At 42.5% G+C, this 17,038-nt stretch carries 13 protein-coding genes; 8 read left to right on the top strand and 5 right to left on the bottom strand.

Annotation, left to right across the window (positions count from 1 at the left end; all coding sequences use genetic code 11):
• Positions 1 to 11 precede the first annotated feature (11 nt).
• The 7 genes from KO534_RS04525 (at position 12) to KO534_RS04495 (ending at position 9,347) form a co-directional block, all read left to right on the top strand.
• A complete protein-coding gene (locus tag KO534_RS04525; RefSeq protein ID WP_215927726.1) occupies positions 12 to 530 on the top strand; it encodes a MaoC family dehydratase in 519 nt (172 codons plus the stop codon).
• 16 nt (positions 531 to 546) lie between these two features.
• Positions 547 to 1,722 carry an acyl-CoA dehydrogenase family protein gene (locus tag KO534_RS04520; protein ID WP_215927724.1) on the top strand — a complete coding sequence of 392 codons (1,176 nt, stop codon included), beginning with the start codon at positions 547 to 549 and terminating at the stop codon, positions 1,720 to 1,722.
• A gap of 51 nt (positions 1,723 to 1,773) precedes the next feature.
• On the top strand, positions 1,774 to 2,964 hold the full coding sequence (locus KO534_RS04515) for a CaiB/BaiF CoA transferase family protein (protein WP_215927722.1): 1,191 nt from the start codon (positions 1,774 to 1,776) through the stop codon (positions 2,962 to 2,964).
• A 64-nt stretch (positions 2,965 to 3,028) separates the two neighbouring features.
• Positions 3,029 to 4,189 (top strand): CaiB/BaiF CoA transferase family protein, encoded by a 1,161-nt coding sequence (locus KO534_RS04510; protein ID WP_215927720.1) that lies wholly within the window; start codon positions 3,029 to 3,031, stop codon positions 4,187 to 4,189.
• Between the two features lie 16 nt (positions 4,190 to 4,205).
• On the top strand, positions 4,206 to 5,234 hold the full coding sequence (locus KO534_RS04505) for a chromophore lyase CpcT/CpeT (RefSeq protein WP_215927718.1): 1,029 nt from the start codon (positions 4,206 to 4,208) through the stop codon (positions 5,232 to 5,234).
• Positions 5,235 to 5,539: 305 nt separating this feature from the next.
• On the top strand, positions 5,540 to 7,828 hold the full coding sequence (locus tag KO534_RS04500) for a TonB-dependent receptor (RefSeq protein WP_215927716.1): 2,289 nt from the start codon (positions 5,540 to 5,542) through the stop codon (positions 7,826 to 7,828).
• A gap of 109 nt (positions 7,829 to 7,937) precedes the next feature.
• Entirely contained in the window at positions 7,938 to 9,347 is a 1,410-nt protein-coding gene (locus tag KO534_RS04495) for a flavin monoamine oxidase family protein (RefSeq protein WP_215927714.1), read from the top strand.
• Positions 9,348 to 9,584: 237 nt separating this feature from the next.
• On the opposite strand, the gene KO534_RS04490 is transcribed toward KO534_RS04495, so the two are convergent.
• The 5 genes from KO534_RS04490 to KO534_RS04470 form a co-directional block, all read right to left on the bottom strand.
• Complete coding sequence (locus tag KO534_RS04490) at positions 9,585 to 12,050, bottom strand: TonB-dependent receptor (RefSeq protein WP_215927712.1); 2,466 nt, start codon at positions 12,048 to 12,050, stop codon at positions 9,585 to 9,587.
• A 243-nt stretch (positions 12,051 to 12,293) separates the two neighbouring features.
• Positions 12,294 to 12,860, bottom strand: coding sequence for a VOC family protein (locus tag KO534_RS04485; protein ID WP_215927710.1), 567 nt, complete (start codon positions 12,858 to 12,860; stop codon positions 12,294 to 12,296).
• 106 nt (positions 12,861 to 12,966) lie between these two features.
• A complete protein-coding gene (locus tag KO534_RS04480; RefSeq protein ID WP_215927708.1) occupies positions 12,967 to 13,665 on the bottom strand; it encodes a Crp/Fnr family transcriptional regulator in 699 nt (232 codons plus the stop codon).
• Between the two features lie 15 nt (positions 13,666 to 13,680).
• Complete coding sequence (locus KO534_RS04475; RefSeq protein WP_215927706.1) at positions 13,681 to 14,694, bottom strand: VOC family protein; 1,014 nt, start codon at positions 14,692 to 14,694, stop codon at positions 13,681 to 13,683.
• Entirely contained in the window at positions 14,694 to 15,788 is a 1,095-nt protein-coding gene (locus KO534_RS04470) for a VOC family protein (protein ID WP_215927704.1), read from the bottom strand. The genes KO534_RS04475 and KO534_RS04470 overlap by 1 nt, the downstream gene beginning before the upstream one ends.
• A 68-nt stretch (positions 15,789 to 15,856) precedes the next feature.
• Between KO534_RS04470 and KO534_RS04465 the strand changes: the two genes are divergently transcribed.
• Entirely contained in the window at positions 15,857 to 16,987 is a 1,131-nt protein-coding gene (locus KO534_RS04465) for a hypothetical protein (RefSeq protein ID WP_215927702.1), read from the top strand.
• Positions 16,988 to 17,038: the final 51 nt, after the last annotated feature.

The following is a 17,038-nucleotide window of genomic DNA, read 5'->3' as shown; positions in this document are numbered from 1 at the left end:
AGAGAATACTTATGGTACAGAATGTAAAAAAAGTCGGTGAAAACCGTTATCGCGAAACCTTTGGTAGATGTTTTGAAGATTTCACAGTAGGTGACATATACGAACATCGCCCAGGGCGCACCATCACTAAAACCGACAATACCTGGTTTACCTTGTTAACCATGAATACCCATCCGATGCATTTTGATGACGAGTATGCAAAAGCCAGTGAATTCGGAAAATGTATTGTGTGTTCACCTTTTACTGTTGCTTTGATGGTTGGCATGAGTGTCACTGACGTGAGTCAAAAAGCCATTGCCAACTTAGGTTGGGAAGACATCAAGATGACTTACCCACTATTTGAAGATGACACCTTGTACGCTGAATCTGAAGTGCTCGATAAACGTGAGTCTAAATCTCGTCCGGGTGCCGGCATAGTCACAGTGAAAACCCTAGGTTTTAACCAAGACGGCAAAATGGTGTGTAGTTTTGTGCGCAAAATGTTGATTGCCAAGATAGGCCATTCGGTCGAAGAAAAAGTTAATTATTAATCATTAGAGGTTTGTTATGTCTGACGTCTGGTCAAAAGAAGATGAGATGGCGATCATAGATATGATCGATAAATGGGTAGAGAACGATGTTCGTCCTATCGCTAAAGAATATGATCAAGAAGACAAATATCCCCATGCACTTGCTGAGCAAATGAAAGAGTTGGGATTATTCGGTGCAACTATTGGCCAAGAATTCGGTGGCTTAGGCCTACCGGCTTCTATTTACGCCAAAATTGTCATGAAAGTCGCGTCTGCGTGGATGGCGCCTAGTGGCATATTTAACTCTCATTTGATTCAAGCATCAGCAATAGAGCGCTGTGGCACTGAGCTGCAAAAGAAGCGTTTTTTACCACGCATGGCAATAGGTGAATTACGTGGAGGTGTGGCGTTAACTGAACCTAATGCAGGTACTGATTTACAAGCGATTCGAACCACTGCGGTTCGAGACGGTGACGATTATATTATCAACGGAGCCAAGACCTGGATCACTAACTCTTTAAACGGTAATTCACTTGCGGTACTGGTAAAAACTGACCTCAATGCGGTTCCTGCCCATAGAGGTACCAGTATGTTTATCGTCGAAACAAAAGACGAAAACGGTGAGTTCAAACCAGGTATCAGTGTTTCTAAAATGAAAAAGCTTGGTTACCGCTCAATTGATACCTGTGAAGTGGTATTTGAAAACGTGCGAGTACCTGCCGCTAACTTAGTGGGTGAAAAAGAAGGCTCTGGGTTTATACATGCTATTGGCGGACTCGAACTAGGCCGCATTAACGTGGCCGCACGTGGTGCCGGCATCGCCAGAGGCGCTACCGAACTGGCAGTGCGCTACGCCCAAGAACGTGAAACCTTTGGTAAAGCCATTAGTGAGCATCAAGCTATTCAGCTTAAAATCGGCGAAATGGCGACTCAGGTAGAAGCCGCCCGTTTGTTGATTGAACAAGCCGCCGCTAAATACGATGCCAATGAACGATGTGACATGGAAGCCGGTATGGCGAAGTATTTTGGATCTGAAGCCGGGGTATTTTGTGCCAATGAAGCCATGCGTATATTCGGCGGTTACAGCTATTCGGTGGAGTACGATATTGAGCGTTATTACCGAGATGCCATGTTGATGTGTATTGGTGAAGGTACCAACGAAATGCAGCGCATCATTATCTCAAAACAAGTTATCGAAAAAAATAAAATTTAATTCACTGCTAAGCCTGTAAAGGTTTAGCAGCAAGACAAAAAGGACACAGCCATGTCACATCTTCCTCTAGATGGCGTTCGCATTATTGCAGTTGAACAATATGGAGCCGGTCCGTATGGATCTATGTATTTAGCTGACTTAGGCGCCGAAGTGATTAAAATCGAAAACCCAGCGATAGGTGGGGATGTGTCTCGACAAACCGGGCCTTTTTTCTTGGGCGAAAACGACAGTTATTTTTATCAAACTTTTAACGTTAATAAAAAGAGTTTGACCTTAAATCTAAAATCTCCCGAAGGGCGTGAAGTTTTTGAAAAGCTGGTTAAAACCGCTGATGCGGTAACCAATAATTTACGTGGTGATCAGCCTAAAAAGTTAGGTATTACCTATGAACAACTAAAACACATTAATCCCAAGGTAGTATGCGGTCATTTATCTGCCTACGGCCGTGACAACGACCGCGCTAGTTGGCCAGGTTACGACTATTTAATGCAGGCTGAAGCAGGATTAATGTCGCTAACAGGCGAGCCTGATCAAGCGCCGACTCGTTTTGGGGTATCCATGGTTGATTTCATGACAGGCGCGGTGGCTTCGTTAGGCTTAACTGCGGCTATGTTAGGTGCCCATCGAACGGGTCAAGGCCGAGATGTGGATGTGTCTTTGTTTGACGTGGCTTTACATCAATTGTCTTATCCCGCTACTTGGTATTTGAACGAAAAACACGTAGTTGAACGTGTCGCGCGCTCGGCTCATCCAGCAACTGTGCCTTGTCAGTTATATAAAACTCAAGATAGTTTTGTTTTTCTTATGGCCATGACAGACAAATTTTGGGATGTGTTAGTGGACATTCTCGATGACGATGTATTGAAAGAGTCACGTTTTGCAAAAGTAGCAGGTCGCCGCGAAAATCGTGATTTGTTAACCCAAGAAATCGATAGAGTTTTGGCGACACACCCTACGGCTTATTGGTTAGAAGTGCTCAAAGGGCGTATTCCTTGTGCTCCGGTTTACGATTTACCCGAAGCCCTTAATAATCAATACATCCGTGATATTGGAATGGTGCAAAATGTGCCCCATCCAGACAACAAAGAAATGGAAATTTTAGCTAATCCTATCAAGCTTGATGGTCAACGCTTACAAGGTAAATCAGCAGTACCTATGGGCACAGATACCCAGAATATTCTCGAAGAGCTAGGTTACACCGCGGCGCAAATTGCTGCGCTAAACGCCAGCAAAGCGGTGTGATTGTGGTTGGGTTTAGATTTCAGTTTAGATTGCGGTTTAGTCTGCAGAATCTAAGGGGAACGCGATGAAGTTAGACGGAATTCGAGTACTGGACCTGTCGCTTTTTTTACCCGGTCCACACTTTACTATGATGATGGCAGACCACGGCGCTGAGGTCATAAGTTTAGAGCCGCCAACTGGCGAACCAGTGCGCGAAATTGGCCTCAAACAAAATGGCCAATCCGTATGGTTTAGAAATGTATTTCGCGGTAAAAAAAGTATCAACCTAAACTTAAAAAGCGCGGCGGGCAAAGAGGCGTTTTACAAGCTGTGTGAAACCGTTGACGTAGTGGTTGAAGCCTTTCGCCCCGGAGTAGTGAGCCGCTTAGGTATCGACTATGACAGCATCAAAAAATTCAATCCAAAGATCGTTTACTGTTCGATTTCCGCCTATGGGCAAACCGGTCCTAAACGTTTAAACCCTGCTCACGATTTAAGTATTCAAGCTGACTCAGGGGCACTGCAAATCAATCAAGGTAAAGACGGCCAACCCGCGCAACCCGCAATGCCAGTAGCTGATATGGCAGGCAGCTTAATGGCATTTTCAGGTGTATTAATGGCATTACTGCGCAGCCAAAAAACTGGTCAAGGTGATTACATCGATATATCGATGCAAGACTCACTGGTCGCCTGGTATGCCAATGTAATGGGGCCTCCTTTTGCCGAAAACCGTTCGCCTGAACCGCAACAAGAACGCAGTTGGGGCGGCGCGGCAATGTATAACATTTATCAGACTAGTGATGGTCAACACTTAACACTAGGTGGCAGCGAAATTAAATTCGCTAAAAACCTACTGACTGCTTTGGGCCGTGAAGATTTAATTACACTGTGCCAACAACCGCCAGGACAAGCACAACTGCCAGTTAAAGCCTTTTTTGAGACTACTTTTGCTGCACAAACCTTGGAATATTGGTGTGGATTTTTAGCCAATATTGATGTGTGTTGGTCACCGGTGCGCAGCTTAAATGACGCTATCCGTGATGAACATTTGATGCAGCGAGATATGTTACTGACAGACGATAATGGCAATTTACATTTAGGGGTGCCAGTAAAATATCAGCAAGAGCCCGCTCAACCGAAATTTACGTTACCCAAATTCAGCGAAGATACTGAAGCGCTGTTACGTGAGTTGGGGTATAGCGAGCAACAAATTACAACCATGCGCAAAAACAATGCGTTTATCTAACCTAATAGAGAGTGATATGAAGAAAATAATCGCAGCCTTATGTGTAACGGCTAGCTTGGCAGGGTGCGCCAATCAAAATAATACAACTCAAGTATCAACCCCTAAAGTAGACACCATTCAGGAAGCGCTGTTTCATAAGTGGTTTGCTGCGGAGTTTGATAATCACGAACAACACTGGCAAGACAATATCGAAAAAGAAAAGAACCCAGATATACAAGTGCACGAACATATTCACCATGTGTTTGCACCTTTGGCCACCCCTGCGCTTGAAGGAACTACCTATTTTGTGAAGCAGTATATGGATGGCGACCCAAGCAAGGTGTACCGTCAACGCTTGTATCAATTTGTTCAAAATCAAGAAAAAGGCGCGTTACAACTTAATATTTATCGTTTTAACGATGATGCCAAATATGAAGATGCCCACTTACAACCAGAACTTTATCAAACTCTTACTAAGGATGAGATCACAACTTATCCTGGTTGCGAAGTTTATTGGACCTTCAATGGCGAATATTTCGACGGCAATATGGGGATTAACACTTGCAGCATAGTCTCCAAACGCAGTGGTAAAAAAATATTCTTCAACGATACTTTGCGTTTAACAGACAATGAAATTTGGATTGCCGATAAAGCCTCGGATGCAGACGGCAATTATATCTTTGGCAACAAAGCGGGCATTCCACACATCAACCGTAAAGTGGTATATTTCACAGGTTGGGGCGGCGCGCGTATTGGCGGAAAAGATGCCCCTGAAGATGCAAAATGGGCCTTTAGTCGAGATTTATTGTTACACAACGAAGGGCAAATCGTGGCACTACAAGATGCCAAAACCGGTGAAAAATCTGGGTATTCTATTCAGCTAGCGTTGTTGACCTATCAAAATACTTCAGACCCCATTTTTAAATTAGGGTTGATTGATGATGCCACAGGAAAAACCATTACCTATATCTGGAGCGATCGCACTAATCCAACCACAGGAATGAACCTACGTTGGATGCAAGCAGGCTTAAAAGTAAAAGAAACACGACCACACTTTGGCTTTTAGTGTTGTTGGTAGTGTAAGTTGAAAAAAAAGGTGGGTTAATTATTAACCCGCCTTTTTTATTGCCTACTAAAACGTTCAAATCAAGCTCAAAAAAAAGGATCAGATTGGTGTGACAACAAATTCACTAACACCGCGACACATTGACATTTATCAAGGGAATTCCATTGATAAATGTCAATCGTGGAATTCTTGGACAAATTTGTCCGTGCAAATTTGGATAGAGTGATGCATGTCAACTCGATACATTAATGTTTTCGGGGATGCACAAAAACCCAATTATTATAATAATGTTAGAGGGAACAACCATGAACTTGCATTACAGTCCCAACAAATTAGCAAAACTAATAAAGTTAGCCCTAGTGGCTCCACTTGTATTAACGCCACTTAGCACCTTTGCACAAGAGGCTGCGTCAGATTCAGAAACTGAATTAAACAAAGAAGCCATCGAGTTGATCGAGGTGACATCTCGTTATCGTAAAGAAACCTTGAACAAGATCCCAATTTCAGTGACTACCTTTGATTCTAAGGATATTGAGAAAGCTGGATTACAAAATATTAATGATATCGCCACTAGTGCTGTCGGCATGTCGATGGAAAAAACCTTTGGTCGTCAATCGGATATTCCTGTTATTCGTGGTGTGTCTTGGATCCCAGGTTTTGGTTCACAAAAAGCCTCGTACTTTATAGATGGCGTATACTTTGGTGGGTCGATTCAAAGTTTGCCACTTGATTTAGTTGAGCGGGTAGAAATAGTCAAAGGACCACAAAGTGCTCAGTATGGTCGTCGAACCTTTTCTGGTGCAATCAACTTTATTTCTCGCAAACCCACTGATGAATTAACAGGCTATGTCAATTTGACTCTAGGTCAATACGGTAATCGTAAAATCGCTGCCGGCGCATCAAGTAAAATAAATGATATGGTGGCTTTTAGAGCGTCTATCTCGGCTGATAACTATGATGGCGACTGGGTCAATACCAAAGAAGATGGCCCTGAAGTAGGCGGTGAAAAAACTAAATCCGGTATGTTTGGACTGTACATTACACCAACAAGTGATACTGATATTGCGTTGAACTACATCTACAATGAAAATGATGATGAAGCTCAACCATTTGGTTCACAAGGTGCTGAGTTCAACAACTGTTTCTTAGACACTCGCCCTTATTACTGTGGTGAAGCTCTTAGAAATCAACCTATCAGCATAGGTGGTGGCGGTTTCCTAGACAACGAAGACTATGGTTTACGCACCACTAGTGAACATTTTAGTTTTAATCTAAAACATCATTTTGAGTTTGGTACGGTTTCGGTCATTAGCGGCTGGAATTCATATGATGGTGAAACTGGTTTAGATCAAACCTATCATGGCGATGAAGAGTCCTTTAGTTTCGGCTACTTCGCAGGTGGTCCATTCCTAACGCCTGCGGACGCTTGGTATACTCTCGATGAATCAGGCTCGGAAGAATACAGTCATGAGGTTCGATTTAATTCAAGCGCTTTTGATGACAGGTTATATTGGTCGGTAGGCGCTTATGTTTGGCACTCTGAGCGTGATCCTTCAGCAGTTGATAACTTCTCAGAAGAGTTAGATAACACTGCCTTTATGGCCATGGCAACTTATGAATTTACTGACACTTTCCGCTTATCTGCTGAGGTTCGCCGTTCTAGTGATGAAGTCACAACCGAAGCGTATGATACGCTGATTCAAAACGAAGGGTTTTCAGATATCAGCAATGAGTTTGATAGTACAACAACACGTTTTATTGGTGAGTATGACGTCAACGACGATACCCTTGTTTACTTAACGCGTTCTGAAGGTAATAGTCCGGGTTCATTTAATACTAGTACTCAGCTTCCGGCAGATTTAGTGGTAGTCGATGAAGAAGATATGGTGATGTATGAAGTGGGTGTTAAGTCCACTATGGCAGATGGTAAGTTTTACGTGTCGGCCGCCGCTTATACCATGGACTGGACGAAGCAACAGCTAACAGATAGTTATGATGAAGTAGAAGGCCCACCTGTATCTTATACTTCTAATGCGGGTTCAACAGAGATCAATGGTATTGAAATTCAGGCTAGATGGCTGATCAATGAAGAGTTTAACTTAGATTTTGGTATTTCTCGCACCGATGCCAAGTTTACTGAGTTATTTGATAGTAATCATTGTCGTTTCTATGCCCCAGGTGGTGCTTCAAGTTTTTGTGTAGGGGATAACCTACGCGAATTTGGTAGCGTAAAGGGTAATACGCCTCCACAAGTGCCTAAGAATGAAATGACCTTAGCATTAAATTATTCGACCACTATTAAAGATGACATGGAATTGTTTGGTCGTATGGACTTTAGCTATGATTCAAGCCGCTACGCCCACGTACATAACTTGATTGAGACTGGCTCACGTAAGTTAGTGAACCTTAAAGCGGGTGTGCAATTAGAAGATTGGCGTATCACGGCATGGATGAACAATGCCACCGACGACGATACTCCAACTTATGTATTTAGGTATGTTGACGTGCAAAGTTTTGCCTATGGCTCTCGTGCATTCCCTATCGCGCCTAGCCGAGGTCGTGAAGTGGGTGTGACTGCGTCATACAAATTCTAAAACCTTCATGAGACGGTTTTAGTCACAAATCATGCAATTCAAAAAAGCGAGTTATCTCGCTTTTTTATTGCCTGACGTTTATTGTAAAGTCTAAAAAGTAGGTAATATCATGCATCGTAGAGACATTATTAAAGGCCTAGCTGCTAGCTCGGTTCTATTGGGTGCAAGCGCTATCACCACGCCACTATTTGCTGGGAATGACCATTCATTTGATGTGATAGTTATAGGTGCCGGACTTGCCGGTTTAACGAGTGCAGAATACCTTAAAAATCAGGGGTATAAAGTGTTAGTGCTTGAAGCTCGGGAGCGAGTAGGGGGGCGTATACTAACCCTTAATAACCAGCTTAATAAGCCTGAAGTAGGTGGGCTACAGATAGGCCAAGGTTATGGACTGATGCGCACTTACGCACAGCGATTAAGCTTGCCTTTGGTGTCATTGGGAAATTATGCTAAACAAACCACCTATGTGGTAAATGAACAAATTATCAATGCTGCTGATTGGCCCTCTCATGTTGCTAATCAGTTATCCAAAGTGGAAAAAAACACTTTACCTTCGGCTTTGTATTTTAAAAACATGGCTAAAGGTCCTGCCTTTGGTTTGCCGACTGATTGGACATCACCAAAATATACCCACCTAGATATTCCGCTATTAGAATATTTTAAACAACAGCAAGTATCTGACGAAGCTCTACGTTTAATTAATGCTAATCTCAACGCCCAAAGTTTGCAAAATCTGTCAGCGGCTGACGCCTTTTATCGTTTGAGCTTAGCCCGTGCTGGCGGCAGAGGCGCTCATCGAGTTGAAGGGGGTAACGGCCGATTTACAGACGCCTTAGCCAATAATTTACAAGGTGAACTGCAAACCCAAAAAGAAGTCACTCATATCAACCAGCAAGGCCAAAAGGTGAAGATTCGTTGTGGTGATGGCAGTGAATACAACGCTAAGCGTGCGATTATCACTACACCTTTTAGTGTATTAAAAAACGTTGAGCTTAGCGGTACGATTAGTCACTTAAAACGTAAAGCCATAAATGAGGCTTTTTATACACCTGTTACTCAAGTGCATTTTTCAGTCAAAAAACAAGCTGATGTGTCAATGTTAGAGTCAAACAATTTATGGACGGACAATGCCTTAGGTAGGGTATTCAGTCAAACCAATGATAAAGGTGAATTGACTTATCTGACGAGTTGGATAAATGGCCAACAAGCACAACAGTTGGATACATTGCCAGAGGTAGACGCCATCAAAATTGTGCAACAGTCCTTGCACAAATATTATCCGGGCCTGAAAGATAAAGTTGAAGTGGTGCATCACCAATCTTGGGCTAATGAAAAATTCTCTAAAGGCGCCTATATACAGTTTGCCGCCGGGCAAGTGCAATCCTTAGTTCCCCATATGGCCACAGTCGAAGACAAATTACATTTTGCTGGAGAACATACAGAGTTTATGAATTCGGGTATGGAATCGGCTATGGTCTCAGGATTACGGGCGGCGCAAGAGGTCATGGGGAAGGTTTAGCATTTTATGTATTCAGTCCATCTAATTTGCTAAGTAACAAACATAGTTAGAGGTATACAATTATTTAAATAATAAACACGCAAGGAGCGAGAGCGCTCATAAAACATATAAAAAAATCCGATGACTAATACTCATCGGATTTACATTTATATCAGTTTAATCGGTCAATCATTTGCCAAAATTAATCAGCACTTACAGACATTAACCTATCAAAACACTTGTCATTAAAACCAAAATTTAGAAATGATAGGTCATGTCAACACCGATTTGCCTACCGCGACGTGCGGCACTAAAAAAGGCGCGGGGTGAACCCATATCAGCACCCTCTGGAGCGGTATTTAGAGATGCAAATGTAAAGTAGGGGATACCTAACCAGCGAGATGTCAGAATAGGGGCATCCTCATCTGTTAAGTTGCGCGCGTATAAACTCACTCTCCAATTTTCACCACTAACGCCCATTCGTGCTCCCGCAATAATGGCACTTGGCACATAGGCTAGGTTATGCACTTGCACGTATTTTCTTGATTCGTAACTCGCATCTACATTAAAGAAGGCTTCGAGCTCACCAGTGATGGGGGTGATGTATTCCAAAAAGGCACTTGCCTGATGTTTTGAGCTTAGTGGAAATGCATTGCCTTCTATAGAACAACTGGCTTCCTCGGTCACTCCGAAGTCATCTCGGAAATCCGTTCCGGTAGTTGTTCCTGGAGTGAGTACACCGCCGCCACTGGATAGTGACCATTGAAAGTCGTCACAGCCCTTAGTGAATTTTGTGTCGGCCAATGCATAAGTAAACCTACCAGATAGGTTATCACTGAATTGAGCATCGATATCAATCTCAATACCTAATACTTCGCCTTCCCCTTGATTTGTCGCGACTGATGTCACATTACCAGAAGGAATGTTTAGTGGCGTGGTGAGCTGAATATCACTTACATCGTTGTAGTACATGGCGACTGTCGCATATACATTACTCAACATTTTGCTTTTTAAGCCTAGTTCGAAGGTAGTAATTTCTTCCTGCTCGTAAGTCGGTTTCCCTGTATCCGCACCGGCAGAGCCATTTATACCACCAGGTTTAACACCTTGAGCGAGGATGCCATAAAAAATGGTATCCTCATCGTAGCGATAATTTAAGGTTGCTCTTGGGGTAAAGTTGTTCCAACTGCCGTCGGCATCAAAAGTTACAACCCCTTCTGGGTCGAACTCTGTTACGGTTTTATCTTCTTCAGCCCATCTGACTTCAAGTGTTGCATCAACTTTGTCACTGAGTTGATAATCAACTGACGCGTAAATCGCTTTGTTAGTGATTGTGCTGTTGTCTTGAAATACCCCTACTTTTGTATCAGCGAAAGTCAAATCAAAGCTGTCATTTTCTTGATCATAATAAAATGCACCCGCCATCCACTCTAAATCACCTACTGGTGAACTCAACGTAAATTCTAAGCTTTGGTCTTTAGTTTCTTGACGAGATGTATTGGCAAAAAACGCTTCTTGTCCAGGCGCAAAAGTATAATTTACGGACGCATTGTCTCCATCCGAGCCTGTGCTCAAATCATTATCACGATAGCCGTAAGCCAAAGACATCGCATAACCAGAGTCGGTTTCATAATTTATAGCTAAACTGGAAATCAGTAAATCTCTGCCAACTCCATCATAAGCGGTGCCATCAGCAGTATCATAAGGGTTACCGAAGAAAGTAGAACCTGAGGGTAAAAAACCATCTACTGGCACGCCTGGGACTTCATTTGGAATGCCATCTGCGTCAGCTTTGTCGTTAAGCGCTATGGGTTGATTCTTTATTTCACCGCAAAAATATTGGAAGTTGTTATCAGTACCAGATGCTGCCCACGAAGCTAACGAGCGATAACCCGGAGCACAGTTATTTTCAGTTGTTGGGGTTGTGAAAAATGGACGAGTCTCGTCTCTGTCTTCTTGGTTTTGGATCCTGAAACGCACTCCTAGTTTGTCAGAGGGGGAGGCGTCTAAAACCAGACTGACTGATCTAGTGTCTTCGCCACCAATTAGTTCGTCAGTAACTGTATTACGCCAGCGCTCATCACCATCAACCTGATAGTCACGCACGTTGAGGCTTGCTGCCAGCCAGTCGTTTAAGGGAGCGCTCAGATAGGCCGATACGGTTCGTTCTGAATCTTGTGCAAAATTGGCCTTAACATTACCAATAAATTCGTCATGATCTGGACCTTTAGTGATAAAGTTAATTGCCCCTGAATAAGAATTACGTCCGTATAAGGCACTTTGAGGGCCCTTTACCACTTCAACTCGAGCAATATCAGACATATCTAAACTCTGGACGTCACCTGAATAATAATTACCATCAATAAAGTAAGCTGCCCCAGATTCAACCCCAAATTGTATGCCAGCAAGTACGTTGCCCATACCTCGGATAACAGGGCGCTCAGTAGATCGCCCGAAAGCTTTTGAAAAACTTAAACCAGATGAAAAACGAGCTATATCATCTATGCTCTGAAAACCTTGTTGTTCAATCATAGTGTCGGAAAACGCAGCTACCGAAACTGGAGTACGATTTAATGACTCGACTTTTTTTCTGGACGTGACTTCTATTATTTCTAATTCAACTTGACTAGTTTGATTTTCGCTAGCTTCCTGTGCATGTGTTATGGACTGACCCATTAAGATCGTAACAATTGCCAAATTTAGTTTTTTCATTTTTATTTTCATCGGCTTTCCTAGTTGTGTTGATATGTACGGACAAATTGATGCTTTTTTAAGCTCAGTTAATCTAGCACTGACAGCTTTGTGTAGGTTTGATAAAAATCAACAAGGTCAAACATCAAAATAATGGCGAGAAAATTGAAACTAGAAGACGAAAAGTAAAATTTGGAAACGGAAAAAATACCTAAATAACAATGTGTTACATAGGTATTTTTTAATTAAAAAGACTAATTTGGTGTAGCTAGTGTTTTAGTCGCTAGCTTTAGCTGGCGCATCGAGAAGTTGATTTATTTCTACCCAGTAACCGTCTGGATCGCGGATCATTGACACCATCACTGCAATTTTTCCACCGCCGGCTCGGGGGTATTCCACACGATGGGGGGCTTCAATCACGTTGACTTTTGGCGAGTCGGCTACGGCTTGCCAGCGTGTGTCTAAGTCTGAAACGTTCATCACAACTATGGGATCGCCAGGCACAGGTTCATCAAACTTTTCTTGGCGCTGTGGTTTTTCAGGATAAATATATTGCAATAAACCTAAGGCCCCAATAAAAGTATCGTTTGCTTGCATCAACACTAAGCGGCGTTTACGGGTTTCGCCGTTTTCCATTGGGCTGTTGATCATTTGGTCATAAATCACCTTTAACCCCAACGCGTCGCGGTACAACTTGAGTGAGTTGTCGATGTCGGTAACTATATAAGTGGTGCGCCTGATATCGACAGAAATACGTTGCTCTGCGTCAACCGGCTCTGCCAAAACCGACATAGATGGCATGGCACATAGCAATAGCAAAAAAAGCGGAAGTTTGAGTTTCATTGGATTATCCATTGTTCATTATTAGAGTTATTTAGTAGCCATTAATATCTACGCCTTAGTAAAAAGGCGCATTGATAATAATCAAGTGTATAGAAGTATTTAAAAGCTAGTCGGCGTAAACTTTGAGTTTTTCTTTGTCTAAAACCGTAATTTGGTAATTGCTTTCTATGGTGATCAAGCCGTCTTTTTTAAGTTTGCTAAATCCACGGCTCGCGGTTTCTAAACTCATTCCCAGATAATCAGCTATGTCCTGGCGACTCATAGGTAAAAAAAACTTATGGGTGCCACGTCCTAAACGGTGTTCCATATCTAATAAGAAATGCCCTAATCGCTGGTGAGCAGACTTTTGACCCATGATAAATAGCTGGTCAAGGATCAAAGATAATATGTGCCCAGTCACGTCATGATAACGTTTAGCTACAGCAGGATATTTATCAAAAATATCTTGCATCAACTGACGACTGATCCTAATAACCACGCAATTTGTTAATGCTTTTGCGCTAAAACTGTAGCTAACGTTTTCAGATAACCCTGCCAGATTCCCCGTAAATAAAAACGCAAATACTTGCCTAGATCCTGAGGCCGTAGAGCGCTCCAACATTAATGAGCCTGACTCAGGGATATAAATGTATTCTGGAACATCCTTCTCCTTAAATACATATTCACCTTGCGCTAACGATATTTCTTCGGCGTCTTCTGCCAGCTCATCGATAAATGCACTGGCTCCTTCAACTTCTTTAAAATGATTGCCAAAACAAGAGGTAAGAGAGGTTTTAATAACTACTTTATTGATATCGAGTGACATATATTCAGCCTACTTTTATTTTTTTGTACGTTCCTGATAAAACTCGATCCATGTTAGGTCTGGCGTTCTAATCGCCAGCATATCCACTTGTTCGTATGGAGGTAAATCCAGAGTCGCCCGAGACACTATTTTGACATTATTTTGTTGTAAATGTTTACTTAGCGCTGACAAATTGTCTACTGGAAAACGTAAGGTGACAATACCTAAATTAGGTGGAGAGGCAAGTTCACTCACATTTTTTCCTTGAGCACCATGAAATTGCAACAATTCCACCGAACCTTCGTTTATTTTTTGAGGGTGCAAAATGTACACTGAACGGGGAATTTCTGTAGTCAAATTATAAGGCAAGCCCAATACGTTTGGTCCCGCTTCTTTGCTGGCTCCTTTGTGTTCTAAGTACACCTGAAAGCCTAATACATCTCGATAAAACGCCAATGAAGTATCAATGTCATTGACGACTTGAGTCGAATTAAATACTCGGCTCATGTGTTTTACATTGGGCCAGCCAGTTAAGGTAGGTTTGATTCGTTCAATCATCGCAAAACTAATACCGTCGAATCCGGTGGTGATCCATTCGGTGACTTCATAAGGGCCGAACGTAAAAGAAACCGGATCACTGGTGCCGCGCCAACCAGCGCTTTGTAACGCTTGGCGTTTTTTAACCATGTCGGCTACACGTACATTCACGTCAAATATGCCACCTACGTCCCATGACTGCGTGTTTGCACGTATGACTTTTTGAGGCACGTTGGCAATTTCAATTAAGCGCACATATCCGCGCTGCTCACCTTTGTTTGCCAGCAATACTTGAGTGATTTTAACCTTTTCGGGAAGCTGCCAAAGTTGCTTTAAATTCGGATCAACTGGCGCTGAAGAACGCACTTCCCAACCTGCATAATCAATGTAAAACTGCCTGGCTTTTTGAATATCTGAAACAATAAAAACGGTTTCTGTGAAGCCTTTAATATTAAAGCCTTGAGCAGGAGTCTGTAGGCTGAAAAGTAACAGTACCGCTAGCAAAACACGCATTATTTTAATTCCTCAAACACTTCGATTAAAAAGCCATTAGGAGCGCGCATTGTGGCTACTTTTTTATTGCCAATTATTGGGTCTTCAACAACAAGTGGACCACTAACTATTTCTGAACCATAAGTTTTAGCGTTGCTTAAGACTTGTTGCAATGAACGCACAGGAAAGCTCCACATGCCTAAACCAATATTCGGCAGACTAGGGGCGTTTTTAGGTTTAATTGGCTCAATATTTTTAAAGTCTACAAACAACATGTGGCCAGTTGTTGCACCTTTACTATAAACAATTGCAAATCTAAATTCCGTGCCATTAGGTAGATTCATGGCACCTTCCTCGCCAGCAGATTTGAATAATCTATCTGAACGTATTTCAAGACCCAAAACCTCGGTATAAAACTGTAAATGATTTTCGGAATCTGTGATTATTTGCGCCGAATAAGCCGGACCCCCTTTACCGTTTTGGTCAATTGGACCCAGTTGTGACATGCCATTACCTCGCGTAATCGCTACACCATGATTAAAATCAGGAGCGTTAAAAATGGTTTCGTCAATTTGGTAGGTGCTGCCATCAGTGCGAGGTATAGGATAACTCTCAAGAGAATTCAAAGAGCCAAAACCTACAGTACGAACGTGTTTGTCCAACGCGGCAGTATTGTTGTTAGGAAAACCTAAAGAAAATGGCCCTAACTCACGAGGATTCCAGCTATCGTGAATAGTCGGCATAGGTTTGTTTAACACTAATAAACGAATATGAATTGCGTTATCAATACCTTCTCGATACAAGTGATAAGTCTGCCAGTCTATATCATCTGGCATGTTCCATAATTTGCGTTGCGACGCTTTTAGTGGAGCAGAAATAGTTATTGGGCCTTTTGCTTGCATACCCATGCCGTCACGGTAAAAAAGTAAACTTTGTTCAAGGGATACAGTAGCAATAGTGACTGTGTGTAATGGCAGGGCAAGTGCGTCTTGTACCTGAGTTTTGGGGGCTAATGCATCTTTTGATGCGCCGTAGGCATATTCCATGGTAATCGCGCTGCTTAACAGAGTTCCCATGATTAATATCAAAAAGTGCTTGTTCAATCTTAAACTCATTTAAAATTTGTCCGTACAAATGTTAGTGTCGATAAATCATATACAACTCGACTAGAAAAGGTAACTAGATGCGGACAATTACTGGTTTGTGGATTTTGGGGCTTTTATTGAGCATTTCATGGGGTAGTTGCGCCGAATCAGAATCTCTTCCAGATACTGGTGTCAGTGGCGTTTACGAAGTAATGATAGGTACTGATGATGCCGAAACCTTACTTAAATATTTGCGTCAATTTGGGTTTCGACAAATTGACAAAGGTCAAATAGTGGCAGAAAAATCCCTAGCGCTTTATGGAGTAGATAGCGGGTTAACTTCCTATCGCATGCAAAATGGCCACACCGATAGCCATGGTTTAATCCGAATATTGGAGTGGGAAAACCTTTTGGGCACGGGGGTAGGGTATGCACAACCTGAAACCGTGGGGCAACGAATGATGGTGATGCGCACTGCAGATATCTTTCGAATCTATGACGCATTTGTTGATGGCAGAAAAGCAGGGCAAAAATGGTTACCCACCTCTCCAGTCTATGCTGACTTGTATGCCATGACTGAAGGTAAGCCCGACGCTCTTAACCGTCGTGTCGGAGTGCGTGAAATGGCTATATATGGCGAGTTGTTTAACCTCGTGTTGTTTCAGCGTTATGGTTACGTGATTAAAGGATATGGTTCAATTACGCCTGATAGCCCATTGCAAACCAGCGAAATCACTCACAATGACTTTATTATTGCTGGCAACACAGCAGCTGATATGCATTCACAAACTGATTATTACCGTGATGTGTTCGGTTTTAGACCAGAGGGCCCCGTTGTGCTTGACGGTGATTGGCAAGATGGCCCCAAAGTAGTTTTTAACATGGCCGAAGGAGCTAGCCATTATTATCGTGGATTTGTGAGCCCAAACAACATTTCTGGCAAACTCAAATTTTTTGTTAACCCCGATCAACGGCCCGATCGTAGAGCATTTCAAAAACCGGGATATGCTGGCATTACCTTACATTCCCTGTTTGCTGAGAAACCTGAATTGATTAACCAGTTGGCGCAACAACAGGGTATTCATACTACTACCATCCAACAAAACGAGTTTGGTGAACAAAGTTTTGTATTGCGGGGTCCTGATGGTTCAAGCTGGCAAATATTGCCTAAGCCAAAACTAACCACACCAGTGGTAACCGAGCTTAATTTTACTACCACTATTCACTAGATAAAATTAAGCGCTTTTTACGGTAATGCTGCTCACTTAAGGTGAACAGCA

The organism is Paraglaciecola arctica, from assembly GCF_018861065.1.
Classification (GTDB): domain Bacteria; phylum Pseudomonadota; class Gammaproteobacteria; order Enterobacterales; family Alteromonadaceae; genus Paraglaciecola; species Paraglaciecola arctica_B.
This window is presented reverse-complemented; position numbering and strand designations above follow the sequence as displayed.